The sequence below is a fragment of the Leifsonia sp. 71-9 genome (assembly GCF_001898805.1).
Classification (GTDB): Bacteria; Actinomycetota; Actinomycetes; order Actinomycetales; family Microbacteriaceae; genus Leifsonia.
In genome coordinates this window covers 1-25,772 of record NZ_MKVJ01000024.1, presented here as the reverse complement: position 1 = coordinate 25,772, position 25,772 = coordinate 1, and the positions used below count along the sequence as shown (strand labels likewise).

Sequence of the window (25,772 nt, the reverse complement as noted above, 5' to 3'; positions counted from 1 at the left end):
CCCTCCTCCATGGCGATCGGCTGGATCAGCTCGACCGTCATGTCGGTGGTGTCGCCGGGCATGACCATCTCGGTGCCCTCGGGCAGCGAGATGACGCCGGTGACGTCGGTGGTCCGGAAGTAGAACTGCGGACGGTAGTTCGTGTAGAAGGGGTTGTGACGGCCACCCTCCTCCTTCGAGAGGATGTAGGCAGTGCCCTCGAAGTTGGTGTGCGGCGTGACCGAACCCGGCTTCACGACGACCTGACCGCGCTCGACGTCCTCGCGCTTGGTGCCACGGAGGAGCAGACCACAGTTCTCGCCGGCCCAGGCCTCGTCGAGCTGCTTGTGGAACATCTCGATACCCGTGACCGTGGTCTTCTGCGTCGGGCGGATGCCGACGATCTCGACCTCGGAGTTGATGGCCAGCGTGCCACGCTCGGCGCGGCCCGTGACGACGGTTCCACGACCGGTGATCGTGAAGACGTCCTCGATCGAACGGCTTGTCCTTGTCGCGCACCGGGTCCGGGATGGACTCGTCGACGGCCTCCATGAGGTCGAGGACCGACTGCACCCACTTCTCGTCGCCCTCGAGAGCCTTGAGGCCCGAGACGCGGACGACCGGAGCGTCGTCACCCGGGAAGTCCTGGCTGGAGAGGAGCTCGCGGACCTCGAGCTCGACGAGCTCCAGGATCTCCTCGTCGTCGACCATGTCGGCCTTGTTCAGGGCGACGAGCAGGTACGGCACGCCGACCTGCTTCGCGAGCAGCACGTGCTCACGGGTCTGAGCCATCGGACCGTCGGTGGCGGCGACCACGAGGATCGCGCCGTCCATCTGAGCGGCACCGGTGATCATGTTCTTGATGTAGTCGGCGTGACCCGGGGCGTCAACGTGCGCGTAGTGGCGCTTCGGCGTCTCGTACTCGACGTGCGAGATGTTGATCGTGATACCACGCTGACGCTCTTCCGGAGCCGAGTCGATCGACGCGAAGTCGCGCTGAACGTTGGTCGCCGACGGGTACTTGTCAGCAAGCACCTTGGAGATCGCCGCGGTGAGCGTCGTCTTGCCGTGGTCGACGTGACCGATGGTTCCGATGTTGACGTGCGGCTTAGTCCGCTCGAACTTGGCCTTAGCCACTGGGTCCTCCTCAGGACTCTCGTGTAGATGTCCCGGTCGATGGATTTCGACCGGCAGACCTACGGGATTGGTTTCTTATGTTACGGGATGTTCCGAAAGGGAGCGACCGAGGTCACTCGCCCTTGCTCTTCTGAACGATCTCGTCAGCGACGGCCTTCGGGACCTCCGCGTAGCTGTCGAAGGTCATCGAGTACACCGCGCGGCCCGACGTCTTGGAACGCAGGTCGCCGATGTATCCGAACATCTCCGACAGGGGGACGTTGGCGCGGATGACCTTGACGCCACTCGCCTCCTCCATCGACTGGATCTGACCACGACGGGAGTTGAGGTCACCGATCACATCGCCCATGTACTCCTCGGGCGTGCGCACCTCGACCGCCATGAGCGGCTCGAGGAGCACGGGGTTCGCCTTGCGAGCGGCCTCCTTGTAGGCCATCGATCCGGCGATCTTGAACGCCATCTCCGAGGAGTCGACGTCGTGCGAGGCACCGTCGACGAGCGTCGCCTTGACGCCCACCGTCGGGAAGCCGGCGAGCACGCCGACCTGCATCGCGTCCTGGATGCCCGCGTCGACCGAGGGGATGTACTCGCGCGGAACGCGACCACCCGTCACGGCGTTGACGAACTCGTAGGACGTCTCGGGGGTGACCTCCATCGGCTCGAGGGAGATCTGCACCTTTGCGAACTGACCGGAACCACCGGTCTGCTTCTTGTGGGTGTAGTCGTACTTCTCGACCGGGCGACGGAGCGTCTCGCGGTAGGCCACCTGCGGCTTGCCGACGTTGGCCTCGACGTTGAACTCGCGCTTCATGCGGTCCACGAGGATGTCGAGGTGCAGCTCGCCCATGCCCTTGATGACCGTCTGACCGGTCTCCTGGTTCTGCTCGGTGCGGAACGTCGGGTCCTCTTCGGCGAGCTTCTGGATCGCGGTGCCCAGCTTCTCCTGGTCGGCCTTGGTCTTCGGCTCGATGGCGACCTCGATGACGGGCTCCGGGAACGTCATCGACTCGAGGACGACCTGGTTGTCCGGGTCGCACAGGGTGTCGCCGGTGGTGGTGTCCTTGAGGCCGATGACCGCGTAGATGTTGCCGGCGGTGACGAAGTCGACCGGGTTCTCCTTGTTGGCGTGCATCTGGAAGATCTTGCCGATGCGCTCCTTGCGGCCCTTGGTCGAGTTCACGACCGCGGCACCGGAGTCGACACGGCCCGAGTACACGCGCACGTAGGTCAGACGACCGAAGAACGGGTGGACCGCGACCTTGAACGCCAGAGCCGAGAACGGCTCGGTGGCGTCGGCGTGACGGAGGATGATCTTCTCCTCGTCGCGCGGGTCGTGCGCCTCGATGGCGGGCACGTCGAGCGGCGACGGGAGGTAGTCGATCACGGCGTCGAGCATGGGCTGCACACCGCGGTTCTTGAACGCCGAGCCGCAGAGGACCGGGTAGATCTCGCTGTTGACGGTGAGCTTGCGGATGGCGCCCTTGATCTCGGCGACCGTGAGCTCCTCGCCGCCGAAGAACTTCTCGAGCAGCGCGTCGTCGGACTCGGCGACGGTCTCGAGGAGGGCCTGACGGTACTCCTCGGCCTTCTCGACGAGGTCGGCGGGGATCTCCTCGATGGCGTACTTGGCGCCCATCTGCACGTCACCCTTGGCGTCTCCGCGCCAGGTGAGCGCGCGCATCTCGACCAGGTCGACGACGCCCTCGAAGGAGGACTCGGAACCGATCGGGAGCTGGAGGACCAGCGGCTTGGCGCCGAGGCGCTTCACGATGGTGTCGACGGTGAAGTAGAAGTCGGCGCCGAGCTTGTCCATCTTGTTGACGAAGCAGATGCGCGGGACGTTGTACTTGTCGGCCTGGCGCCAGACGGTCTCGGACTGGGGCTCGACGCCCTCCTTGCCGTCGAACACGGCGACCGCGCCGTCGAGGACGCGGAGCGAACGCTCCACCTCGACGGTGAAGTCGACGTGACCGGGCGTGTCGATGATGTTGATCTGGTTCTTGTTCCAGAAGCAGGTCACGGCCGCGGACGTGATGGTGATGCCGCGCTCCTTCTCCTGCTCCATCCAGTCGGTGGTCGACGCGCCGTCGTGCGTCTCACCGATCTTGTGGTTGACGCCCGTGTAGAACAGGATGCGCTCGGTCGTGGTGGTCTTGCCGGCATCGATGTGGGCCATGATGCCGATGTTGCGGACCTTTGTCAGGTCGGTGAGCACGTCCTGTGCCACAGGGTTCCTCCGAAAGAGTAGAGAGTGGAAGGGGCGCCGGCCGGGCGCAGCCCCAGAGGGTGCAACGCCCGGACGGCGGAAAGTGTTACCAGCGGTGCAGCATTACCAGCGGTAGTGCGCGAAGGCCTTGTTCGACTCGGCCATCTTGTGCGTGTCCTCGCGACGCTTCACAGCGGCGCCGAGGCCATTCGAGGCGTCGAGGATCTCGTTGGTGAGACGCTCGGTCATCGTCTTCTCGCGACGACCCTTGGCGTAGCTGGTGAGCCAGCGCAGCGCGAGGGTGTTCGCGCGGTGCGGCTTGACCTCGACCGGCACCTGGTAGGTCGAGCCGCCGACGCGGCGGCTGCGGACCTCGAGGGTCGGGCGGATGTTGTCGAGAGCCTTCTTGAGCGTGGTGACCGCGTCATTGCCCGACTTTGAGGAGACGCCCTCGAGCGCGTCGTAGACGATGCGCTCGGCGAGGCCCTTCTTGCCGTCGAGGAGGATCTTGTTGACGAGCTGGCTGACGACCGGCGAACCGTAGACCGGGTCGGCGACGACGGGACGCTTCGGAGCGGGACCCTTGCGAGGCATTACTTCTTCTCCATCTTCGCGCCGTAGCGGCTGCGAGCCTGCTTGCGGTTCTTGACGGCCTGGGTGTCCAGGGCGCCGCGGACGATCTTGTAACGGACGCCGGGAAGGTCCTTCACACGGCCGCCGCGGACGAGCACCATCGAGTGCTCCTGCAGGTTGTGGCCCTCACCGGGGATGTACGCGGTGACCTCGGTCCCGTTGGAGAGCTTCACACGGGCGACCTTGCGGAGCGCGGAGTTCGGCTTCTTCGGGGTGGTGGTGTAGACACGGGTGCACACGCCGCGCTGCTGGGGGTTGGCCTTCAGGGCGGGAGCCTTGGTCTTGGTGACCTTCGGCGTCCGGCCCTTTCGAACCAACTGCTGAATGGTAGGCACTGAACTTCTCCTTTTATGGACTGCACGGTGACAGTTGTTGCTTGTCCCATGACCGATCAGCCCGTCTCCGGGCGTCTCAGTCGTCTGGGGAATCGACCGACGATCGAAAGCTCGCCGCCGATATGCCGTGGGGGCTGGAATCCCGTGCGGTCTTCCTGCCCATCGGATGAGTACGTGCCAGCTCGCCCGCTCCTCCATCGCTGGTCCCATTTCTGGGCACGGAACGAGCGCGCAGCAGAGCGCACACCCGATAAATGTTATCGCCCGCGCCCTTCCCGGTCAAATGAACGGGGCTGTGGTAGGCCGCCGTCCGCGCAGGGCGAAACCGCGCGGGGCCTCACTCGCCGTCGTCCCCCTCCCAGGGCCAGCGCGGGCGGCCCCGTTGCCGGAAGCGGCCCACGAGGACGAGCTGGTAGAGCAGCGTGACGACGAACGCCGCGATCCCGACGAGCACGGCGTACCAGCTGGCGAACTGGCCGGCTGCGAAGAGCACGGCGCGCAACGACTGGGACGGATCCCCCGCGATCCCGGCGACCGCCCCGGCCACGACGTACACGAGGTAGCAGATCAGGCCGATCAGGAGCGCGGTTCCGGGGGCGACCCGTTGGCGATCGGCGGGGACCCGCGTCCCGATCCCGATCAGCGCGAGGAGCAGGGCGAGCACGGCCGCGCCGACCATCACCGGCCCCACGAGCGAGCCGATGTCGGGATCGGCGACGACCTCCGTGTTCGTCGCGAGCGACAGGACGCCGAACCCGGCGACGATCAGCGCGAGGTACAGGCCCGCGGCGAACAACGCCACGATGGTCGCATACGCGCGTTCGTCACGCATGACCGCCGGCTCAGTACCCCTGCTGCGAGGCGTACGCCGCGACGGCCTGGTTCTGGGCGTCGGCGACCTGCTGCTCGTAGTCCGCCTGGGCCTCCGCGTTGCGGGCCTTCAGCTTGCGGCCGCGCGCAGCCAGCCAGGCGCCGGTCCAGACCGAGATCTCCCGCGCGATGACGCCCGCGAGGACCGCGAACGGGTTGAGCCACGCGCTGCGGAGCAGGATGGCGAACTCCCCCGGCGTGCGCTCCCAGTAGTGGGCGTCGATGAGGTACGCGCCGACGAACGCGAAGTAGACGAACACCGCCACGACGAGACCGCCGAGGATGTACGCCCACCAGCGCGCGCGGTTCAGGATCTGCACCAGGACGACCATGCCAACGAAGAACGCGATGATCGGCACCCAGCCGGCGAACACCTGGGTGAAGGACTCGAGGAGCACCTTCAGCAGGTCGTTGCTCGGCGTCAGGAGGGAATCGACCACGACCACGGCGACGCACCACAGCAGAGCGAACGCGACCGTGCCGACGAGCACGATCAGGATGCCGGTGCCCCGGTTGCTCTTGCGCTTGGGCGGCTCGGGACGCTGCAGGAAGATCGGCGCCACCGGCTGCGGCTGCAACGGGACCGGCGCACCGGTCTGCTCAGGAGCCCACGCGCCTCCCGCCACGGGAGCCGTGCCGTAGGCGGCGGTCGCGGCCGGAGCGGTCTGCGCCTCCGCGGCGGCGGCAGCGGCGACGATCGGCGCGGCGGCCTCGGACGGCGATGCGGTGTCGACGGTGGCGGAACCCGCGGCGGTGGCCCCGGCCTCCCCCGGCTGCGCGGCGGTGCGGGCGACCGCGGCGGCGATGTCGTCCTCGGTGCTCACGATCGGCTCGGGCTCGGTGACCGCCGCGGGAGCGGATGCCACCGGCGTGACGGGGACGGCCGGCGTCGGAGCCGCAGCCTGCGCCGCAGCATCCGCCTCGGCGTCGGCCTTGGCGTCGGCGGCCGGCCGATTCACGTGCCCCCGCGCCGAGACAGGACTCGACGGCGGGTCGACGACCTCGGGATCGGTGTCATGCGCCTCCGCAGCAGCGGACGCGGCCGCACCCGTCGCGGGCTCGACGGGCGTGGCCCGCTGCTCCCCCGTGTCCGCAGACGCGGGATCGGGTGTCGTGTCGCTCATCCTGGCACCTCCAGAGGCCCGGCGGGCCCGTCGTGAGGCCCACTGTAGCAACGGGGCGGGGGATGTCGAGGGAGGCGGAGCGGGGGGCGGTCAGGTCATTTCGAGGCCTGGGCGGGTGAGCCGGCGCTCGTTCCCGGCGTCTGGGATGTCCCTCCTCCTTGGCCTTCGGGGGTGAGGGAGAAGACGTAACCGGAGACTTTCGCGTCCAGCGTCCCCGCCGGAGCAGCGGTGTCGGCTGTGGGTACGGTGCTGAACGACGTCACGAGGAAGAGCCGGGCACCTGACTGCAGCCCGCTGACGAAGTTCAGGATGTCGCCGTACTGTCCACGAACCGTCACCGAGACAGGGCGGGCCGCAAAGTTCGTCGCCGTGATCAGCGAGCTCACGACCGGCGGCATCCCGGCTTCCGTCGGGGCGGCCGACGGCGTCGGCGCGGGCGTCGCACCTGACGTCGGTGCTGACGTGGCCGCCGGCGTCGCGGCGGCCGGCGGGGCGACGGGAGAGTATGCGACAGCGTCGGAGAAGGCCTGGTCGACGCACACCACGTTCGATGCGGTGTAGAGCGCGTTCAGTTGATCGATGAAAGCAGGGATGTCGGACCCTTCGGGCACCGAGGCGGCGAGGGACGCGAGCTTGGCCTTCAGCGCCGGCAGGTTCTCGGAGTCCTTCTTCAGCTTCGCGAGCGTCTGCGCGTACTTCTCGTTGGTCTGCTGCACGGATGCGGTCTGCGCTTCGGCATCGGCGAAGGCCCCGAGCTGCGGCTGGACCCCGAGGAACCAGCCGCCCGCGACGACGAGCGCCATGACGAGGACGCTGCAGATGATCCAGAGGCGGTTCTTGTCCACGGTCACTTCTCCTGGGGGTCGAACCGCCGGTCGAAGGCGGTCTCGTTGATGTGCATCGTGATGTCGACCGCATAGGTCGCCGTCGTCGGATCCAATGTGACCGACCCCGGCGTCGCGTCGGCGAAACCCGGGAGCGTGGCGAGCGACTTCAGCCACGTGGGCACCACCGGGAGGGTCGGGCTCGATGCCTGGAAGGTCAACGTCGCGACGCGGGACCCTTGCAACGGGACGGTCGGCTGGGCGTAGGTCGCGAGCGGGGTCGCGGAGTCGATGGTCACGGTCGCGAGTGTGACGTCCGCCGGGAGTGTGGCCTGCACTTTCTGCAGATAGTCCTTCCAGTCGATCTCGGTGGACGCTCCGACCTGCTGTGCAGCCTCTACGAGCGTGACCTGATCCTGCACGGTGCGCACCTCGCGGAAGCGAGTCTGCTCGGCGAGCAGCGAACCGGTCTGTGCTTGCGCTGCCGCGAGATCCAGCTGCGCCCGGAAACCGAGAACCGCCGTCCCGCCGACGGCCGCGAGGACGAGGAGCACGACACCGAGCACGCCCCAGAGAAGCGACCGGCGCATGCGCTTGCCGCGCCTCCCCGCGAGAACCTCCGGCGGCATCAGCGAGACCTGCGGATCACCCCCGACCGCGATCGGCGGCACCGGCGGCTTCGGTCCGCTCTGCTTCACGTCTCGCGCAGTGCGGCCCGGCTCAGCAGCCTGCGGCGGCACCCCCTCCGTCGAGCCTGGTGCGCGCTTCCGCTTCGCCGACCCGCCGATCGGTCTGGTCAGCCAGCTCGTCTTCGGCGCGGGCGTTCCGGCGCTCGACGTCGAGGTGGTTCCGGCGGCGCTCATGCGGCACGTCCGATCGCGAGTCCGAGCGCCACGGTCAGGCTCGAGCGCCTGGCTCTGAGGTCATCGGAGTCGAGCGTGCGCGACAGCCCGACCGCGAGGTACGGGTCTCCGGCCGCGACGGGCAGCCGCGTCATCTCGGCCAGCGCTTCCGCGAAGCCGGGAAGCTGCGCGCCTCCGCCGGTGAGGACGATCCGCTCGAAGCGCGCATCCGGTCGTGTGTTCACGAAGTATTTGATGGTGTTCCGCAGGCTCGAGAGCAGCTCACCGGCCGTCTGGTAGATGATCTCGACAGCGCGTTGGTCCTCCATCGTGGACACCTGCGTCGCGAGACCGAGCGACCGTTTCAGCTCCTCCGCCTCATGGGGGGCGATCTCCAGACCGTCTCGGAGCGCCTGAGTCGTATCGGCGCCGCCGGTCGGGATGATGCGCACGAACTGCGGGACACCGGCGGACGCGATCACCACCGTCGTGGTGTTCGCTCCGATGTCGATCACGGCAGAGAACCCGGTGAGGCCCGCTCGGGCGCCGAACACACGGCTGAGCGCGAAAGGGATCAGATCGACGTCGACCGGCGTGAGGCCGGCCAACTCGGCAGCGCGCACGTTGGCAAGCACCGCCTCTTTCACCGCGGCGATCAGGAGCCCGTTGACCGTCGGACCGCTGTCGCTCTGGCCGTATGACACCGGGTAGAAGTCGAGAAGCGCTTCGGCGACCGGGACGGGGAGCATGTCCTGGACGTGGAACGGCAACGATTCGCGGATTCGTTCCAAGGACATGAGCGGCATGCTCAGGTCGCGGGCGAGGACCCGCTGGTTGCCCATCCCGAGAACGATGTTCCTGGTCTTGAAACCACCCTTGCGCCACAGTTCGCGAAGGGACGCGGCGACGGTGTTCGGCTCGAGCACTTCGCCGCGGCTCACCGCCCCTTCGGGCAGCGGCATCTCCGCGTGCCGCAGGATCGTGGGCTTCGGTTTGGCCGGATCCGCGACTTCGACGGCACGGAGCATCCCGTTGCCGATGTCCACACCAACGATGCTGGTCGCCATCTTCTCCTCCTCCCCGGCCTCAGCCGAGTCCGATCAGTCGCAGATAGGCCGCCCAGAGCGGCCCGCCAGCGAGAATTCCGAGCCATGCGCCCGCGATCATCCACGGGCCGAAGGGGATGCCGCTCGTACGCGTCGCACGTCTGGTCATCGTGAGCACGATGCCGAACACGCCGCCGAGCACGAAGGCCGCGAACACGCCGATGGCGAGCTGAGCCCAGCCGAGCGAACCGAGATAGAGGCCGAGCACGCCCGCCAACTTGACGTCCCCGAACCCCATCCCCCCGGGGCGCGCGAGCGCGAGCACCAAGTAGAAGAGGAACGCGCCGGCGCAGCCCACGGCGGCCGAGAGCAGACGCGTCCACTCGCCTTCGATCACGAGTGCCGTACCGAGGAGCACGGCGCCGACGAGGTAAGCGGGGATCACGATCCGGTTCGGGAGCGTGTGCGTGTCGATATCGATCACGGCCAGCGCGACGCTGATGGCCGCCAGATAGAGGAACGCGACCAGGGTGAGGGAGGAGGGAAGAGGGGCGCGCGTCGAGAACTCCGGCAGGAAAGCGACCGCGACCACGACGAACAGGACGCCGGTCGCCCCTTCGACCAGCGGGTAGCGCCAGCTGATCGGCTCACGGCAGTCCCGGCACCGACCGCGCAGCACCAGCCAGGAGACCAGAGGGATGTTGTCGTACGGACGGATCGCGGAGCCGCATCCCGGGCAGGCGCTCGGCGGGCTCACGAGAGAACCGCCGAGGGGGAGCCGATAGGCGACGACGTTGAGGAACGACCCGACCGCGAGTCCGAGTGCCCCGCCGAGGACGACGAGGAACCCGAGCAGTGCCGGTGTGACGGTCGCGCTCATCCGGGCGCGCTCCCGTCAGGGTTGAACGCCTTCGGCACCTCGACGAGCGTGCTCACGCCATAGCTCGTGGAGACCGGCGAGAGGAACTTGGGCGGAGCCGTGTATTTGAACCGCGGGTCGTAGTTGTAGTTCTTGTCGTAGCCGGTGCCCGGCGAGCCGACCGTGCCGACGGTCCCGCGGTACTCCTGGGCGATGGCTCCGTAGATGTTGAGCGTGCCGCGTTTCGCCGTTCCCTTGTCGTAGTTCTGCACCATGAAGGTGTGCGCGACGGAGAGGATCGCGGCGTAGATGGTGCGGTCCTTCGCGAGCATCGGGGTGTTTCCGTTGAAGGGGTTCCAGACCCAGACGGCGTTGTTGCCGACCAGGCCGAGGATGTCCTTGGTGCTGTCCTGGTAGGTGATGTCACCGGTGATGTACACGTAGTCCTGCGCGGCGATCGTCACCTGCCCGTGCACCACCCCTTGGACGTAGACGTCACCCTTGCGACAGCTGTAGTGGGACGGGTTCGCGGTCGGGACCGTCTCGTTCGCGAGCGGGAACTGGAGGGTGCCGATCTTCCAGCCGACCCCGGTGGTCGGCTTGTCCAGGCAGGCGAAGTTGGTCGGCGACTGAGTCGACGTCCAACCATTCGCATCGCCCGTGCTCGAGGGCACATCCTGCACGTAGACCAGGTTCTGCGGGATGACGTCGATCGTCGCGCCCTCCACGGAGCCGAGCTGGCCGGCTCCGTCTCCGGGATTCCCGCACATGGGATCATTCCTCGAAGCGCTCGTCGCCGGGTCGCCGGAGATCTGAGTGAACTTCGTGAAGGGCGACTTCACATTCATCTTGCCGCCGGACAGGAACGTGATCACAGTCGGTCCCGTGTAGAGGCAGCCGGGCCGTTTGACGGAATCGACATCGATCCGTGTCTCGGTCTTCATCTGGAGGTTCGTCTGCGGCATACCGATCGTTCCGTCCAGGGTGGGGGTCCCCTGTTTGAAGGTCGGGTTCGACGAGCAGTCGTCAGGCTTCTTGTAGAACGGCGCCTTCGGGTTCGAGGTCGTCACCGGGCCGTTGAACGTCGACCCGCAGATCAGCAGGGTGTCGTTGGAGTGCAGCGGACCGTTGATGGTGTCGTTCGGCCCGAACTGGATCTCGGTGCAGCTGCTGCTGTGTGTGTTCGACGAGTAGAACCATGCGTAATTGGGCTTGCCCGTGGAGGTCGCGCACGCCGTGTTCGACTGGTCGGGGTCCTTCACCTCGAAGTCCGTGAAATAGAGGAAGTCGATGAAACCGGTCTGGCGGACGTTGACGACGATCGTCCGAACTTCTGTCCCCACCTTGCCGGTCGAGCGCAATCGTACGACGCCGGTCGCCGAGTACTGCGAGTTGTCCACCTCGTACCGGAAATAGCTGCGGGAGGGGCTTGCCTGTTCGCCGGATGGCACCTGGGTCCACCCACTGAACGCCGGGTTGGTCGTCGGCGGAAGACCACCGGTGCTGGTGGAGGAGAAGGGCGATGCCGGGTTGCGGTACTGCACGTAGGTGGTGTCGTTCGCCAGGCGCGCCTTGTAGTCCTCGAGGCCGGCGTACGCGGCGGCCATCGCTGCGTTCCAATCGTCGTCGGTGCGGGATTTCATCGCCCCGCTGCCTGCGAACGCCGCGGCCGTCGCCACGAGCATGACGAGTACCGTGCCGAAGATCACGACGGTGATCAGCGCCATCCCGTCGTCCCGCCCGCGACGGATCGCACGGAACCAGGCATCGATCCTGAGCATCATGAGATCGTCCTGTTCTGGCCGAGGTTCGGGAGGCCGACCGTGTTCTGGAGGGTCACGGAGTGGTCCGTGACCCCGGCCTTGGTGAGCACGGTGAGCGTGACCTGGACGGCCGCGATCGTGGCGAGCGTCGCCTTGACATTGGCGACACCGCCGGTGGCTCCGACGCTCGTGGCGATCGCCGTGTTGGTGGAATCCAGGTACGTGAAGGTCCAGGGAGCGGTGCCGACCCGCGGTGCGATGGGATCGGCGAGGATGCGCGTGCGCTGGGGCGTCGTCGTCTCGGCCGGGAACGACCAGTACCCGTTGCCGAGGCTCGTCGCCGGCCAGATGTCCTCGACGAGCTGACGCGTGGTCTGGTCGACGCGGATGCGCACCTGAATGGGCTGTTGGGTCGTGCCGGTCAGGTTCACGAAGGCGTAGAAGAGCGCCGCCTCATTGCGCGCGTAGACGAACGCGGGATCGTTCGGTGGCGGCGTCCCGAATCCGGTCGCCTGGATCGGGTTGTCGGTGCCGGCGCGGAGCATTCTGGCGGTCTCGTTCATCGCGTTGGACGCGGAGCGGGTGTTCTGGTTCGTGTTCTGCGCGTTGTCCATCGCGCGCGTGGTGCTGACGTAGAGGTTGGCGATGAGGGTGATGACGATGCCGAAGACGAACATCGCGACGAGCCACTCGATGAGGCTGATGCCGGCTTCGTCGCGGCGCAGAGCCGCAAGCCGCCGCCGGAGCATCACGGCTTCACCACGCGCGGATCGAGGGTGAACGCGCCCCCGGAACCGACCGTGACTCCGGTGGCGCCTGTCGGGATGGAGAGCCACGAAGCGGGCACCGACGTCGTCGGTGTCGTCGACGTCCCGTACTTCAGCGTCCACGCCCCGTAGGGAAGGACGATCGTCACCTTGCTGTTCGCGGACTTGCCGAGGACCCCGGGGGCGAAGTCGATCGTCTGCGGCGTGCCCGTGCATCCCGGATCGCCGGTGACGAAAGGGGTTGTGCTCACGGCACGGAGGCTGAGGTTCGCGGACTGCGACGAAGGGTTCGTGACCGTGATCGAGCCCATCGGCAGGGTGCCGATGTTCACGGCAGGGGTCTGCCCGGGTGCGACGGTCACCGTCGGGGCGGCAGGGGCCGCGTAGACCTTCCCCGCGGAGGTGTACTGCGGCCAATCCCCTGGATTCGGCGACCGGCAACCAGGGTTCGCATCGGTGGAGGCCGCGTAGGCCCCGGCGACGATGTCGTACCCGGTCGACGGGAACACCTGCGCGCTCGTCGGCGCCGTCGCTGGTGTGCTCCAGACTCCGTACGTTCCGAGAAAGCTCACCGCCGCTGTCGTGGGGACCTTCACCCCGTTGCTCGACGGCCAGGACCAGCCGACGGCCCCGGCCTTGTCGTAGGTGAAGCCCGCCGATGTGCTCTGCCCCGCTTTGACGGTCACGATCTTGCTGGGGGCCGGGTTCTGAGTGGGATCCAGATAGGCGGACTGAGACGCCGTGACGGTGTATGTGCCCGCCGGCACTTTGAGCACGTAGCTGCAGCCCATGAGGTCGGTGGCGGAAGGTACCGAGCCCGGGTCGGGCGAGACGGAGACTCCGATACCGGCGACGGGAGTGCCCGCTGCGGATCGGGTGGAGACGAGGATCGTTCCGAGCGCGTCCACGCTGATCTTGCTGCTCGGTGCGATCACGGTGTCGGAGACGACGGCCGGACCGATCATGTTCGGCCATGTGACGGATACACGCACGCGTTTGTAGAGGATGGAGGATGCGGCCGACGCGTTGCAGTCCACATCGCTGCCGGAGGCATAGGCCCAGCTGACGACGCGCTTGATCGAGTACACCGCGCCCGTTCCGGGTGGAACCTGCACCTGCTTGTCGGTATCGGTGCTGAAGAGCTGGAAGAGGTTGCCGCCCGATCGGTCGAGGTCGATCTCCTGGGCGGCGAGGTTGGTCGCGACGGCGCGAGCGCGGGAGTCGCCGGTGAGGGTGAACGCGGACAGCAGGGAGTACGCGACGCCGACCGAGATGATGGCGAAGATCATCATCGCGACGATCACCTCGATGAGGCTGACGCCGGACTCGGAGGTCCGGATGCTGCGGAGTCGCGCGAGCAGTGCTGACATTGCGTTCACCTCCCCTGGGTCGGGTTCGGGATGGTGGTGGGTTGAGGCGTGAAGGGGGCGTCGCGCACGCGACACCCCCTTCATACGGGCGTGGACCTTACGGTGCGGTGTCCGCACCGCAGGTTGCGCCGCGCTTCGTACCGGTGTTGTCCGTGATGTTGAACGAGGGAGCCGACGAGCTCTTGCTGACACCCACCAAGCAGAACCCGTTCGTGGTCGTCGAGAATGTGACGCTTGTGGTGTTGTCGCTCAGGGTCGCTCCGTACTTCGCGGCGTTGGTGCCAAGGGTCGTCGAGCTCGAATAGATGGCGGCGCCGGCATCGCTGTAGGTCTTGCCGGGGTTGTCGTTCATCCACCCGACGATCGCGGTCTTGCCGTTGGTGAGATCGGACTTGGTGGCGGAGTCCTTGGCCCCGTCCTGGATACCCAGGTACACGGGGATCGCGATCGCGGCGAGGATGCCGATGATGATCACGACGACGAGGAGCTCGATCAGGGTGAAGCCCTTCTCGCCCTCTTCGAGGAGGCCCTTGCGGCGGGCGTTCAGCTTGCCCATGAGACGGAAGTACATTGCGTGTCCATTCGGTCGGGGATGCGGGGTGCGGATGGGAGCGAGACCCGTCCGATGGGCTGATGGTATTTCCGAGCAAATTCTCGGCAGAATCCCACAAAAGGGGGCAATTTCTTTGATAAACCACCCCAGTTATGGGGAGCCCTCGTTCAGGGGATGTACAGCGGATGAACGCTCACTTGACGAGGCTGGAAATCTGGAAGATGGGCATGTACAGGGCGATCACCATGCCGCCGATGACGACGCCGAGGAAGGCGATCATGAGCGGCTCGATCATCGCCGTCAGCTGCTCGGTCGCCGACGCCACCTCCTGGTCGTAGAAGTCGGCGATCTTGTTCAGCATGGTCTCCAACGAGCCGGAGTCCTCGCCGACCGCGATCATCTGGGTGACCATGGCGGGGAAGACCGGCTGCTGGGCCAGCGGCCCGGCGATCGACTCGCCCTGCCTCACCGACTCGGCCACCTTGGTCAGGGCATTCTCGATCACCCAGTTGCCGGAGGTCTCCCCCACGATCTTGAGCGCCTGCAGAATCGGCACGCCTGCGCCGATCATGTTCGCGAAATTCCGGCTGAAGCGCGCGACCGCGATCTTCTTCAGCAGCTGTCCGAAGACGGGCATCTTGAGCTTGATCGGATCGACCCGCATCCGCACCTTCTCGGTGTTCTTGTTGCGGGACCACCAGATGCCCCCCGCAACGCCGCCTACGAGCAGCACAGGGGCTATCCACACCATCGCGTGCGACAGCTCCACCAGGATCATCGTGGGCAGCGGAAGCTGCCCACCGAGACCTTTGAACATGTTCTCGAAGACCGGGACGATGAACAGCAGCATCGCGATCACGGCGACGAGGGACATGACCAGCACGATCACGGGGTAGGTGAGCGCCGACTTGATGGTGCCGCGGAGCTTTACCTCCTTCTCGAAGTTGAGCGCCACTGCTTCCAAGGAGGAATCCAGGAATCCGCCGGTCTCTCCCGCTCGAATCATGTTGACCATGAGGGGCGGGAAGACGTCTCCGTGCTTGCGCATGGCGTCCGAGATCGCCACGCCGGCCTCCACGTCATCGCTGACCTTGCCCATGATCGTGGCGAGCTTCTTATTCTCGGTCTGCTCGGCGATGATGTTCAAGGTCCGGAGGATCGACAGGCCGGAGCCGATCATGGTCGCCATCTGCCGGCTCATGATCGCCAGGTCCTTGAGCTTGACACCGCTGCCGAACCCGATGTTGATCTCGCGGTTGAGACCCGTGGCCTCGGCGGACTCCTCGATCGAGATCGGTGAGATGCCCATGGTCCGCAGACGCGACGCCACCGCGGCCTCGCCTGGCGCATCGATGCGGCCCTTGACGACCTTGCCGTCGCCGTTCCGCCCGCGATAGGCGAAGGTCGTCGCCCCGGCCATCAGCGCACCTGCCCGGAGAAGCTGTCACCGAAGTCGGGTTCGCTGGCGGCGATGGCCTGCGACGACGAGTCGGTCAGAGTGTCGACCCGCTGAATGAGCCGCGCGATGCCCTCCAGGTCGTGCGCCTTCTCCAGGGCCGCCTTGCGCGTGATCGCCCCCACATTGACCAGCTCGGCCAGATGCTGGTCCATCGTGTGCATCCCGTCGCCGCGGCCGGCCTGCATGGCGGAGGCGATCTGGTAGGTCTTGCCCTCGCGGATGAGGTTGGCGATGGCGGGGGTCATCATCAGGACCTCGGTGGCGACGACGCGGCCTCGGCCGGAGGCGCGTTTGACGAGGGTCTGGCAGACGACGCCCTGCAGGGTGGCGGCGAGCTGGGCGCGCACCTGGTCCTGCTGGTGGGGCGGGAAGACGTCGATGACACGGTCGATGGTCTGCGGGGCGTCCTGGGTGTGCAGGGTGGCGAAGACGAGATGGCCGGTCTCGGCGGCGGTCAGGGCGACGGAGATGGTCTCGAGGTCGCGGAGCTCGCCGATGAGGATGACGTCGGGGTCCTGCCGGAGCACGTGCTTGAGCGCGTTGTTGAAGCTGTGGGTGTCGTGGCCGACCTCGCGCTGGTTCACGATCGAGCGCTTGTGGGTGTGCATGAACTCGATGGGGTCCTCGACGGTCACGATGTGGTCGGCGCGCGTCGCGTTCACGAGGTCGATGAGGGCGGCGAGGGTGGTCGACTTGCCGGAGCCGGTCGGGCCGGTCACCAGGACGAGGCCGCGCGGCAGGGTGGAGAATCCGCCGATCTGCTCAGGGACGCCGAGCTCCCGCAGCTGCTTGATCTCGGTGGGGATGAGGCGGAACGCGGCGCCGACGGAGCCGCGCTGCTGGTAGAAGTTGACGCGGAAGCGCGAGTTGGCCGAGATGGTGAAGGCGAAGTCGAGCTCCAGCTCGCGCTTGAAGATCTCGGCCTGCCGCTCGCTGAGGAGGCTGGAGAGCGCGGCGAGGGTCCGCTCGTGGCCCCAGGGTTCGGCCGGGCCGGCCGGGGTCAGCGCGCCGTCGATGCGGACCATCGGGGGCGCTCCCACGGTGACGTGGAGGTCGGAGGCGCGCTGCAGGACGACCTCGCGGAGCGCGGCGACGAGTTCGGGGTCCGCCTTGGCGAGCGCCTCCCGCTCGGGGGCGGTGAGGGTGGCGACCTCGGCCTCGTAGTCCGTCGGCTGCACGGGCGCGGTGTGGGAGCTCGGCGTCGGCTCGGGCTGCACCGCCGCGCGCCGGCCGGCGGGGACGAGGCGAGGTGCGGGCGTGACATCGTCGAGCGAGTACACCGGGACGGCGGGCACGACGTCGTCCAGCGCGTACACGGGGGTGGTGGGCGGCTGCGCGACCGCCGGCTGCGCGACCGCCGGCTGCGCCTCCGCCGGTGCGGCATACGCCGGGGCTTGGGCCGGCGGAAGCGGAGACGGCGCCACCGGCGGCACGTACGTCGGCGGCTGCAGACCGGTCTCCCCCAGCGGCGCACCCGCCAGCGGCACGCCGGCCCCGGGCGCCCACCCGTCCGCGGTGGCCCCCGGCGGGATCACCGGGATCTCGTAGAGCGGCTTCGCCGTCGGTGCGGGGTACCCGCCCCAGGCGTTGTCGTCGATCGTCATGTGCCCTCCTAGGCGACCACTCGCAGGATCTCTTCCACGGACGTGAGGCCGAGCTTGGCCTTCTCCCAGCCGTCCGCGCGCAGCGTGAGCATCCCCTGCTCCTGCGCGGTCCTGGCGATCTCGGCGCTCGACGCGCGCTGCACGGCGAGCCGTTCGATCTCCTCGGTGACGGCCATGACCTCGTGCACGGCGATGCGGCCGCGGTAGCCGGTGTTCGAGCAGGTCGGGCAGCCGACCGGCATGAACACGGGCGGGACCGGCTGGTCGGCGGGGATGGGGAAGCGCAGACGGCGGAGGTCATCGGCCGTGTAGGTCGCCGGCTGCTTGCAGCGGTCGCAGAGGCGGCGGGCGAGGCGCTGGGCGACGACGCAGTCGAGGGCGGAACCGACGAGGAAGGGCTCGATGTCCATCTCGGTCAGACGGGTGACGGCGCTCGGGGCGTCGTTCGTGTGCAGGGTGGAGAGCACGAGGTGGCCGGTCAGCGAGGCCTCGATGGCGATCTGCGCGGTCTCGTGATCGCGGATCTCGCCCAGCAGCACGACATCCGGGTCGCTGCGCAGGATGCTGCGGAGAGCGCTCGCGAAGGTCAGGCCGGCCTTGGGGTTCACCTGCACCTGGTTGACGCCCGGCATCCGGTACTCGACCGGGTCCTCGACGGTGATGACGTTGATCTCGGGCCGGGCCACGGCGTTGAGCGTCGTGTACAGGGTGGTGGACTTGCCGGAGCCGGTGGGGCCGGTGACCAGGATCATCCCGTACGGCTTGGAGTAGGAGGCGCGGTAGGTCTCGAAGTTGCGCTCCAGCAGGTTGAGATCGCGCAAGGTCATGCCGGTGTTCGTGTTGTCGAGGATGCGCATGACGACCTTCTCGCCCCACACCGTCGGCAGGGTCGCCACGCGCAGGTCGATCTGGCGCCCGCCGTGCACGACGGACATGCGGCCGTCCTGCGGCTTGCGCCGTTCCGCGATGTCGATGTCGCTCATGATCTTCAGGCGCGAGATCACACCGTTCTGGATCGCCTTCGGCGCGCTCTGCATGGCGTGCAGCACGCCGTCGATGCGGTAGCGGACACGCACGTCGTGCTCGGCCGGCTCGATGTGGATGTCGGAGGCGTGGTCCTGGATCGCCTGGCTGACGAGCAGGTTCACGAACCGCACGATCGGGGCGTCGTCGTCGCCGGACTCGACGATGGCGCTCTCGGCGACGGGCGCGCTCTCCTCCTCCAGCGTCGTCGTGAGGTCGCTGAGTTCGTCGTCGGCGCGCACGTAGCGGTCGATCGCGGCGAGCAGGTCCGGGATGTCGGCGACGGCGGGCGCGACGCTCATCCGGGACGCGGCGCGCACGTCGTCGATCGCGAACACGTTGCCGGGATCGGCCATCGCGAGGATCACGGTGCCGTCCTGCACCCCGATCGGCAGCACCACATGGCGGCGGCAGAGCGGGCCGGGGATGAGGCCGACGGCCGCGCGGTCGACGGGATAGTCCCCCAGCTCGACGAACGGGAGCCCCGACTGCGCGGCGCGCGCCCGCGCCACCTGCCCCGCCGTGATCGCCCCGCGCGCCAGCAGATCGCGCACCGTGGACTCGTCGGCGGCGGGCTCGCCGGAGACCGAGTCCAGGTACTCGATCGGCAGGTGGCCGTGGAGGATCAGGATCTCGGTCATGGACGCCACGGGGACCTCCTCGTGCGGGGGCTGCCGTCGACGGGTCGGGCGCGTCGGCGGGCCGCGCCGTCACCGGGCGAGATCCGGAAGGCGGCGAAGCGATGTCACCGTATTCCCGCCGGTCGCGCGGGTGACAGCCCCGCTTACAGGTGCCCCGCGCAGGGGTGCCACGCACGCGGGGGTCAGCCGCGGGCGGGGAGGATCAGCGGCGGGTCAGCGGCGGCGCAGGTCTCCGCGGCGGCTGGCGAGGTAGATGAGCACGCCGGCGACAACCGCGCACCCCATCGTCGTCAGCCAGTACGGGAGGGAGCCGGCGGCGTTGCCGGAGGTCGCCTGCACGATGCCGAGGACGAAGCTGACGATGGCGACCACGAACACGACGCCGGCGCAGCCGACCATCGCACGGCCGGTCGAATCGGTGTACTCGAGGAGCTGACGCCACATGCTCCCATTCTCCCCCACGCGCAGCGGCCGGGATGACGCCCGCCACAAACGAGGAAGGCCCCCGGCGCAGTGCGCCGAGGGCCTTCGATCGTACGGAACCGTTAGTTGTAGGTCCCGGGGGTGTAGTCGTCCGAGCTGAAGCTGTCGAAGTCGACGAAGCTCAGGTCGTTCTCGCTGAACGCGGAGTCGTCGGCGAAGATGCGGTTGGGGTACCGCTCCGCCTTGGCCTCCTCCGTCGCCTCCACGGTGACGTTCCGGTAGCGCGACAGGCCGGTGCCGGCCGGGATGAGCTTACCGATGATGACGTTCTCCTTGAGACCGATCAGCGGGTCGGACTTGCCCTCCATGGCCGCCTGCGTCAGGACGCGGGTGGTCTCCTGGAAGGACGCGGCCGACAGCCACGACTCGGTCGCCAGCGAGGCCTTGGTGATACCCATGACCTCCTGACGTGCGGAGGCCGTCTTCTTGCCCTCCTGCAGCGCGGTGCGGTTGATCTCGTTGTACTTCGACCGGTCGACGAGCTCACCCGGCAGCAGGTCGGTGTCGCCGTGGTCGACGACGGTGACCTTGCGGAGCATCTGGCGGACGATGACCTCGATGTGCTTGTCGTGGATCGGCACACCCTGCGAGCGGTAGACGCCCTGCACGCCGCCCACCAGGTGCTTCTGCACCTCGCGGACACCCTTGACCCGGAGGACCTCCTTCGGGTCGACCGTGCCGACGATCAGCTGCTGGCCGAGCTCGACGCGCTGTCCGTCCTCCACCAGGAGGGTCGAACGCTTCAGCACCGGGTAGATGTGCGGCTCGTCACCGTTGTCGGGGGTCAGGACCACCTTGCGGGACTTGTCCGTCTCCTCGATGACGATGCGGCCGGCGGCCTCGGCGATCGGGGACGCACCCTTGGGGGTACGGGCCTCGAACAGCTCCTGGACGCGCGGCAGACCCTGGGTGATGTCGTCCGCGGAGGCCGAACCACCGGTGTGGAAGGTACGCATGGTCAGCTGCGTGCCAGGCTCACCGATCGACTGGGCGGCGATGATGCCGACCGCCTCGCCGATGTCCACCAGCTTGCCGGTCGCGAGCGAACGGCCGTAGCAGGCGGCGCAGACGCCGACCGCGGACTCGCAGGTCAGGACCGAGCGGACCTTGATGTCGGTCACGCCGGCCGCGACCAGCTTGTCGATGAGCACGTCGCCCACGTCGTCACCGGCGGCGGCGACCACGGTGCCGTCGGGCGAGACCGCGTCGGCGGCCAGCGTCCGGGCGAACACCGAGTTCTCCACGTTCGGGTCACGGGTGAGCGTGCCGTCCTCGCCGACCGTCGCGATCGGGAGGTCGAGACCCTTGGTCGTGCCGCAGTCGTCCTCGCGGATGATGACATCCTGCGAGACGTCCACCAGACGACGGGTCAGGTAGCCCGAGTCGGCCGTACGGAGAGCCGTGTCGGCCAGACCCTTGCGGGCACCGTGCGTCGCGATGAAGTACTCCGCCACCGACAGACCCTCGCGGTACGAGGAGATGATCGGGCGCGGGATGATCTCACCCTTCGGGTTGTTCACCAGACCACGCATACCGGCGATGTTGCGCACCTGCAGCCAGTTACCACGGGCACCGGAGGTGACCATGCGGTTGATGGTGTTGTCGACCGGGAAGTTGGCGCGCATGGCCTCGGCCACCTCGTTGGTCGCCTCGGTCCAGATCTTCACCAGCTCCTGGCGACGCTCGAGGTCGGTCGTGAGACCCTTCTCGAACTCCGCGTTGATCTTGGCGGCCTTCTTCTCGTAGCCGGCCACGATCTGCGGCTTGTTCGGCGGCGTGAGGATGTCGCTCAGCGCGACGGTCACTCCGGAGCGCGTGCCCCAGTAGAAACCGGCGTCCTTGATCCGGTCGAGCGCCGCGGCGACCTCCACCTTCGGGTACCGCTCGGCGAGGGCGTTCACGATCGACGAGATCATGCCCTTGTCGGCGACGGCCTCCACGTAGGGGTAGTCGGCCGGGAGCGCCTCGTTGAAGAGGGCGCGACCCAGCGTGGTCTCGACGATCGCGGTGATCGGCTCGGCACCCGTGTCCGCCGCGTCGGACGGCACGTAGTTGTCGAGACGGATCTTGACGGTCGCGTTGAGGTGCAGCGAACCCTGGTCCTTCGCGAGGATCGCCTCGGAGACCGAGGAGAACGCGCGACCCTCGCCCACAGCGCCCTCGCGGACGGTGGTGAGGTGGTGCAGACCGATGATCATGTCCTGCGAGGGCAGGGTGACCGGGCGGCCGTCGGACGGCTTCAGGATGTTGTTCGAGGCGAGCATCAGGATGCGGGCCTCGGCCTGGGCCTCCACCGACAGGGGCAGGTGGACAGCCATCTGGTCGCCGTCGAAGTCCGCGTTGAACGCGGCGCAGACGAGCGGGTGCAGCTGGATGGCCTTGCCCTCGACGAGCTGGGGCTCGAACGCCTGGATGCCGAGACGGTGCAGCGTGGGCGCGCGGTTCAGCAGCACGGGGCGCTCGCGGATGATCTCCTCGAGCACGTCCCACACCTGCGGACGCGAACGCTCCACCATGCGCTTGGCGGCCTTGATGTTCTGAGCGTGGCTCAGGTCGATCAGGCGCTTGATCACGAACGGCTTGAACAGCTCCAGCGCCATCTGCTTGGGCAGACCGCACTGGTGCAGCTTGAGCTGCGGGCCGACGATGATGACCGAACGACCCGAGTAGTCGACGCGCTTGCCGAGCAGGTTCTGGCGGAAGCGACCCTGCTTTCCCTTCAGCATGTCGCTGAGGGACTTGAGGGCGCGGTTGCCGGTACCGGTGACGGGGCGACCACGGCGGCCGTTGTCGAACAGGGCGTCGACGGCCTCCTGCAGCATCCGCTTCTCGTTGTTCACGATGATCTCGGGAGCCCCGAGGTCGAGCAGACGGCGCAGACGGTTGTTGCGGTTGATCACGCGGCGGTAGAGGTCGTTCAGGTCGCTGGTCGCGAAGCGGCCACCGTCGAGCTGCACCATCGGGCGCAGCTCCGGCGGGATGACCGGGACGACGTCGAGCACCATCGCGGCCGGCGAGTTGCCGGTCGCGAGGAACGACGACACCACGCGCAGGCGCTTGATCGCACGGATCTTCTTCTGGCCCTTGCCGTTGGCGATCTGCTCGCGGAGCAGCTCGGCCTCGGTGGCCAGGTCGAAGGCCAGCAGGCGGCGCTTGATCGACTCGGCGCCCATGTAGGCCTCGAAGTACAGGCCGTAGCGGTCGACGAGCTCGTTGAAGTCCGCGTCCTCGGGCTTGAGGTCGCCGACCTTGAGGGTGCGGAAGGACTCCCACACGCGCTCCAGACGGGCGATGTCCTCGTCGAAGGACTTGCGGATCTGGCCCATCTCCTTCTCCGCCGCGTCCTTGACGCGACGCTTCTGGTCGGCCTTGGCGCCCTCCTCCTCGAGCGCTGCGAGGTCGACCTCGAGGCGCTGGAGGCGCTCGGCGACCCGGGAGTCGCGCTGGTCGGACAGCGTCTTGACCTCGAGGCGCAGCTCGTTCTCGAGTCCGGGCATGTCGGAGTGACGGCCCTCCTCGTCGACGCTGATCACCATGTAGGCGGCGAAGTAGATGACCTTCTCGAGGTCCTTCGGCGCCATGTCGAGCAGGTAGCCGAGACGGCTGGGCACGCCCTTGAAGTACCAGATGTGCGTGACCGGGGCCGCGAGCTCGATGTGGCCCATGCGCTCACGACGGACGGAGGACTTGGTGACCTCCACGCCGCAGCGCTCGCACACGATGCCCTTGAAGCGGACGCGCTTGTACTTGCCGCACGAGCACTCCCAGTCGCGCGACGGGCCGAAGATCTGCTCTCCGAAGAGACCGTCCTTCTCCGGCTTCAGCGTGCGGTAGTTGATGGTCTCCGGCTTCTTGACCTCGCCGTAGCTCCAGCGACGGATGTCGTCAGCGGTGGCCAGTCCGATACGCAGCTCATCAAAAGTTGTTGCGTCGAGCAATGTTCACTCTCTCCTGTAAAGAATTCGTCAGGTGGGTCTGGCTACCGGGTCAGATCTCGTCGATCGACGAGGACTCGAAGCGGGAGGAGATGTTGATGCCGAGCTCTTCCGCCGCGCGGAAGGCCTCGTCGTCCGCGTCCCGCAGGCTGACCTGCTGGCCGTCGGCCGAGAGCACCTCCACGTTCAGGCAGAGCGACTGCATCTCCTTGATGAGGACCTTGAAGGACTCCGGGATGCCCGGCTCCTGGATGTTCTCACCCTTGACGATGGCCTCGTAGACCTTGACGCGGCCGAGGATGTCATCCGACTTGATGGTCAGGAGCTCCTGCAGCGCGTACGCGGCACCGTAGGCCTCGAGGGCCCACACCTCCATCTCACCGAATCGCTGTCCACCGAACTGCGCCTTACCACCGAGCGGCTGCTGGGTGATCATCGAGTACGGGCCGGTCGAACGGGCGTGGATCTTGTCGTCGACCAGGTGGTGCAGCTTCAGGATGTACATGTAGCCGACCGAGATCGGGTCCGGGTACGGCTCGCCGGAGCGGCCGTCGAAGAGCTGCGTCTTGCCGGAGGAACCGATCAGGCGGTCGCCGTCGCGGGTCGGGAAGGTCGAGTCGAGCAGACCTGCGATCTCCTCCTCCTTCGCGCCGTCGAACACCGGGGTCGCGACCTTGGTGCCGGGGGCGGCGCTGAACGCGGCCTCGGGGAGCTCGGCGGCCCACTTGGGCTTGCCCTTGACCTCCCAGCCGTTCTGGGCGATCCACCCGAGGTGGATCTCGAGCACCTGGCCGAAGTTCATTCGACCGGGCACGCCCAGCGGGTTGAGGATCACGTCGACGGGGGTGCCGTCCGCGAGGAACGGCATGTCCTCGACGGGCAGGATCTTCGAGATGACGCCCTTGTTGCCGTGACGGCCGGCGAGCTTGTCGCCCGCGGTGATCTTGCGCTTCTGGGCGATGTAGACCACGACGCGCTGGTTGACGCCCGAGCCGAGCTCGTCGTCGCCGTCCTGCGAGTCGAAGACCTTGACACCGATGATCGTGCCCTCTTCACCGTGGGGAACCTTGAGCGAGGTGTCGCGCACCTCGCGGCTCTTCTCGTTGAAGATCGCGCGGAGCAGGCGCTCCTCGGCCGACAGCTCGGTCTCGCCCTTCGGCGTGACCTTGCCGACGAGGATGTCGCCGGGGCGGACCTCGGCGCCGATGCGGATGATGCCGCGCTCGTCGAGGTCGGCCAGGAGGTCCGGGCTGACGTTCGGGAGGTCGCGGGTGATCTCCTCCTTGCCGAGCTTGGTGTCGCGGGCGTCGACCTCGTACTCCTCGATGTGGATCGAGGAGAGGGTGTCGTCCTTCACCAGGTTCTGGCTGAGGATGATCGCGTCCTCGAAGTTGTGACCCTCCCACGGCATGAACGCGATGAGCAGGTTCTTGCCGAGCGCGAGCTCGCCGTTCTCGGTGGCGGGGCCGTCGGCGACGACCTCTCCGGCCTCGATGCGGTCGCCCTCGTCCACGATCACGCGGTGGTTGTACGACGTGCCCTGGTTGGAGCGGTCGAACTTGCGCAGGTAGTAGGTCTTGATCGTGCCGTCGTCCGCCTGGACGGTGACAGCGTCGGCCGAGACCTCGGTGACGACACCGGACTTCTCCGCCGTGACCACGTCACCGGCGTCGATGGCCGCGAAGCCCTCCATACCGGTACCGACGACCGGGCTCTCCGAGCGGAGCAGCGGCACCGCCTGGCGCTGCATGTTCGCACCCATGAGGGCTCGGTTGGCGTCGTCGTGCTCGAGGAACGGGATCAGGGAGGTACCCACCGACACCATCTGGCGCGGGGAGACGTCCATGTAGCCGATCTCCTCGGCGGGGACGAGGTCGACCTCGCCGCCCTTCTGCCGGGCGAGGACGCGCTCCTCGGTGAAGTGGCCGTTCGGGTCGAGCGGGGCGTTGGCCTGCGCGACGACGAAGTCGTCCTCCTCGGAAGCGGTCAGGTAGTCGATCTGGTCGGTGACCCGGCCGGAGACGACCTTGCGGTACGGCGTCTCGATGAAGCCGAACGAGTTGATGCGCGCGAACGACGCGAGCGAGCCGATCAGGCCGATGTTCGGGCCTTCCGGGGTCTCGATCGGGCACATGCGGCCGTAGTGCGACGGGTGGACGTCGCGGACCTCGACGCCGGCGCGCTCACGGCTCAGACCACCGGGGCCGAGGGCCGAGAGGCGGCGCTTGTGGGTCAGACCCGCGAGCGGGTTGTTCTGGTCCATGAACTGCGACAGCTGCGACGTTCCGAAGAACTCCTTGATCGCGGCGACGACGGGGC

19 protein-coding genes and 1 pseudogene are annotated in these 25,772 nt (G+C 67.6%); all 20 read right to left on the bottom strand.

Going from position 1 to position 25,772, the window contains the following annotated elements; translation table 11 throughout:
- Nucleotides 1-1,116 (bottom strand): annotated as a pseudogene (gene tuf / locus BGO91_RS22135) (elongation factor Tu); the annotation flags it as partial.
- Nucleotides 1,117-1,228: 112 nt separating this feature from the next.
- Entirely contained in the window at nt 1,229-3,343 is a 2,115-nt protein-coding gene (fusA, locus tag BGO91_RS22130; RefSeq protein ID WP_290474889.1) for an elongation factor G, read from the bottom strand.
- 102 nt (nt 3,344-3,445) lie between these two features.
- Complete coding sequence (gene rpsG / locus BGO91_RS22125; protein ID WP_021759597.1) at nt 3,446-3,916, bottom strand: 30S ribosomal protein S7; 471 nt, start codon at nt 3,914-3,916, stop codon at nt 3,446-3,448.
- Nucleotides 3,916-4,290 carry a 30S ribosomal protein S12 gene (gene rpsL / locus BGO91_RS22120; RefSeq protein ID WP_011186743.1) on the bottom strand — a complete coding sequence of 125 codons (375 nt, stop codon included), beginning with the start codon at nt 4,288-4,290 and terminating at the stop codon, nt 3,916-3,918. Before rpsL ends, rpsG begins: the two co-directional genes overlap by 1 nt.
- 337 nt (nt 4,291-4,627) lie before the next feature.
- Nucleotides 4,628-5,122 (bottom strand): hypothetical protein, encoded by a 495-nt coding sequence (locus BGO91_RS22115; RefSeq protein WP_290474888.1) that lies wholly within the window; start codon nt 5,120-5,122, stop codon nt 4,628-4,630.
- Nucleotides 5,123-5,132: 10 nt separating this feature from the next.
- Complete coding sequence (locus tag BGO91_RS22110) at nt 5,133-6,284, bottom strand: hypothetical protein (protein WP_290474887.1); 1,152 nt, start codon at nt 6,282-6,284, stop codon at nt 5,133-5,135.
- Between the two features lie 95 nt (nt 6,285-6,379).
- Nucleotides 6,380-7,129, bottom strand: coding sequence for a hypothetical protein (locus BGO91_RS22105; protein WP_290474886.1), 750 nt, complete (start codon nt 7,127-7,129; stop codon nt 6,380-6,382).
- 2 nt (nt 7,130-7,131) lie between these two features.
- Nucleotides 7,132-7,971 carry a hypothetical protein gene (locus tag BGO91_RS22100; RefSeq protein ID WP_290474885.1) on the bottom strand — a complete coding sequence of 280 codons (840 nt, stop codon included), beginning with the start codon at nt 7,969-7,971 and terminating at the stop codon, nt 7,132-7,134.
- On the bottom strand, nt 7,968-9,017 hold the full coding sequence (pilM, locus tag BGO91_RS22095) for a type IV pilus assembly protein PilM (RefSeq protein WP_290474884.1): 1,050 nt from the start codon (nt 9,015-9,017) through the stop codon (nt 7,968-7,970). Before pilM ends, BGO91_RS22100 begins: the two co-directional genes overlap by 4 nt.
- A gap of 19 nt (nt 9,018-9,036) precedes the next feature.
- Nucleotides 9,037-9,876: an A24 family peptidase gene (locus BGO91_RS22090; RefSeq protein ID WP_290474883.1), complete on the bottom strand. Its 840-nt coding sequence runs from the start codon at nt 9,874-9,876 to the stop codon at nt 9,037-9,039.
- Complete coding sequence (locus tag BGO91_RS22085; RefSeq protein WP_290474882.1) at nt 9,873-11,636, bottom strand: hypothetical protein; 1,764 nt, start codon at nt 11,634-11,636, stop codon at nt 9,873-9,875. The genes BGO91_RS22090 and BGO91_RS22085 overlap by 4 nt, the downstream gene beginning before the upstream one ends.
- Nucleotides 11,636-12,367, bottom strand: a complete 732-nt coding sequence (locus tag BGO91_RS22080) for a prepilin-type N-terminal cleavage/methylation domain-containing protein (protein WP_290474890.1) — start codon at nt 12,365-12,367, stop codon at nt 11,636-11,638. Before BGO91_RS22080 ends, BGO91_RS22085 begins: the two co-directional genes overlap by 1 nt.
- The gene (locus tag BGO91_RS22075) at nt 12,367-13,755 is read right to left on the bottom strand and encodes a type II secretion system protein (RefSeq protein ID WP_290474881.1); all 1,389 of its coding nucleotides are present in this window, start codon (nt 13,753-13,755) and stop codon (nt 12,367-12,369) included. Before BGO91_RS22075 ends, BGO91_RS22080 begins: the two co-directional genes overlap by 1 nt.
- A 97-nt stretch (nt 13,756-13,852) precedes the next feature.
- Nucleotides 13,853-14,326, bottom strand: coding sequence for a type II secretion system protein (locus tag BGO91_RS22070; protein ID WP_290474880.1), 474 nt, complete (start codon nt 14,324-14,326; stop codon nt 13,853-13,855).
- A gap of 175 nt (nt 14,327-14,501) precedes the next feature.
- Nucleotides 14,502-15,728, bottom strand: coding sequence for a type II secretion system F family protein (locus tag BGO91_RS22065; protein WP_290474879.1), 1,227 nt, complete (start codon nt 15,726-15,728; stop codon nt 14,502-14,504).
- Nucleotides 15,728-17,371, bottom strand: a complete 1,644-nt coding sequence (locus tag BGO91_RS22060) for a type IV pilus twitching motility protein PilT (RefSeq protein ID WP_290474878.1) — start codon at nt 17,369-17,371, stop codon at nt 15,728-15,730. The genes BGO91_RS22065 and BGO91_RS22060 overlap by 1 nt, the downstream gene beginning before the upstream one ends.
- 8 nt (nt 17,372-17,379) lie before the next feature.
- Nucleotides 17,380-19,044, bottom strand: coding sequence for an ATPase, T2SS/T4P/T4SS family (locus BGO91_RS22055; protein ID WP_290474877.1), 1,665 nt, complete (start codon nt 19,042-19,044; stop codon nt 17,380-17,382).
- 204 nt (nt 19,045-19,248) lie between these two features.
- Nucleotides 19,249-19,479 carry a hypothetical protein gene (locus tag BGO91_RS22050; protein ID WP_290474876.1) on the bottom strand — a complete coding sequence of 77 codons (231 nt, stop codon included), beginning with the start codon at nt 19,477-19,479 and terminating at the stop codon, nt 19,249-19,251.
- A gap of 101 nt (nt 19,480-19,580) precedes the next feature.
- The gene (locus BGO91_RS22045) at nt 19,581-23,456 is read right to left on the bottom strand and encodes a DNA-directed RNA polymerase subunit beta' (protein ID WP_290474875.1); all 3,876 of its coding nucleotides are present in this window, start codon (nt 23,454-23,456) and stop codon (nt 19,581-19,583) included.
- Nucleotides 23,457-23,505: 49 nt separating this feature from the next.
- Nucleotides 23,506-25,772: DNA-directed RNA polymerase subunit beta (locus BGO91_RS22040; protein ID WP_290474874.1), on the bottom strand; the 2,267-nt coding region annotated here is incomplete at its 5' end.

Coding starts and splice junctions, on each gene's coding strand:
- rpsG (WP_021759597.1), bottom strand. CDS start 3,916: ATGCCTCGCAAGGGTCCCGCTCCGAAGCGTCCCGTCGTCGCCGACCCG.
- BGO91_RS22115 (WP_290474888.1), bottom strand. CDS start 5,122: ATGCGTGACGAACGCGCGTATGCGACCATCGTGGCGTTGTTCGCCGCG.
- BGO91_RS22110 (WP_290474887.1), bottom strand. CDS start 6,284: ATGAGCGACACGACACCCGATCCCGCGTCTGCGGACACGGGGGAGCAG.
- BGO91_RS22100 (WP_290474885.1), bottom strand. CDS start 7,971: ATGAGCGCCGCCGGAACCACCTCGACGTCGAGCGCCGGAACGCCCGCG.
- pilM (WP_290474884.1), bottom strand. CDS start 9,017: ATGGCGACCAGCATCGTTGGTGTGGACATCGGCAACGGGATGCTCCGT.
- BGO91_RS22090 (WP_290474883.1), bottom strand. CDS start 9,876: ATGAGCGCGACCGTCACACCGGCACTGCTCGGGTTCCTCGTCGTCCTC.
- BGO91_RS22085 (WP_290474882.1), bottom strand. CDS start 11,636: ATGCTCAGGATCGATGCCTGGTTCCGTGCGATCCGTCGCGGGCGGGAC.
- BGO91_RS22080 (WP_290474890.1), bottom strand. CDS start 12,367: ATGCTCCGGCGGCGGCTTGCGGCTCTGCGCCGCGACGAAGCCGGCATC.
- BGO91_RS22075 (WP_290474881.1), bottom strand. CDS start 13,755: ATGTCAGCACTGCTCGCGCGACTCCGCAGCATCCGGACCTCCGAGTCC.
- BGO91_RS22070 (WP_290474880.1), bottom strand. CDS start 14,326: ATGTACTTCCGTCTCATGGGCAAGCTGAACGCCCGCCGCAAGGGCCTC.
- BGO91_RS22065 (WP_290474879.1), bottom strand. CDS start 15,728: ATGGCCGGGGCGACGACCTTCGCCTATCGCGGGCGGAACGGCGACGGC.
- BGO91_RS22060 (WP_290474878.1), bottom strand. CDS start 17,371: ATGACGATCGACGACAACGCCTGGGGCGGGTACCCCGCACCGACGGCG.
- BGO91_RS22050 (WP_290474876.1), bottom strand. CDS start 19,479: ATGTGGCGTCAGCTCCTCGAGTACACCGATTCGACCGGCCGTGCGATG.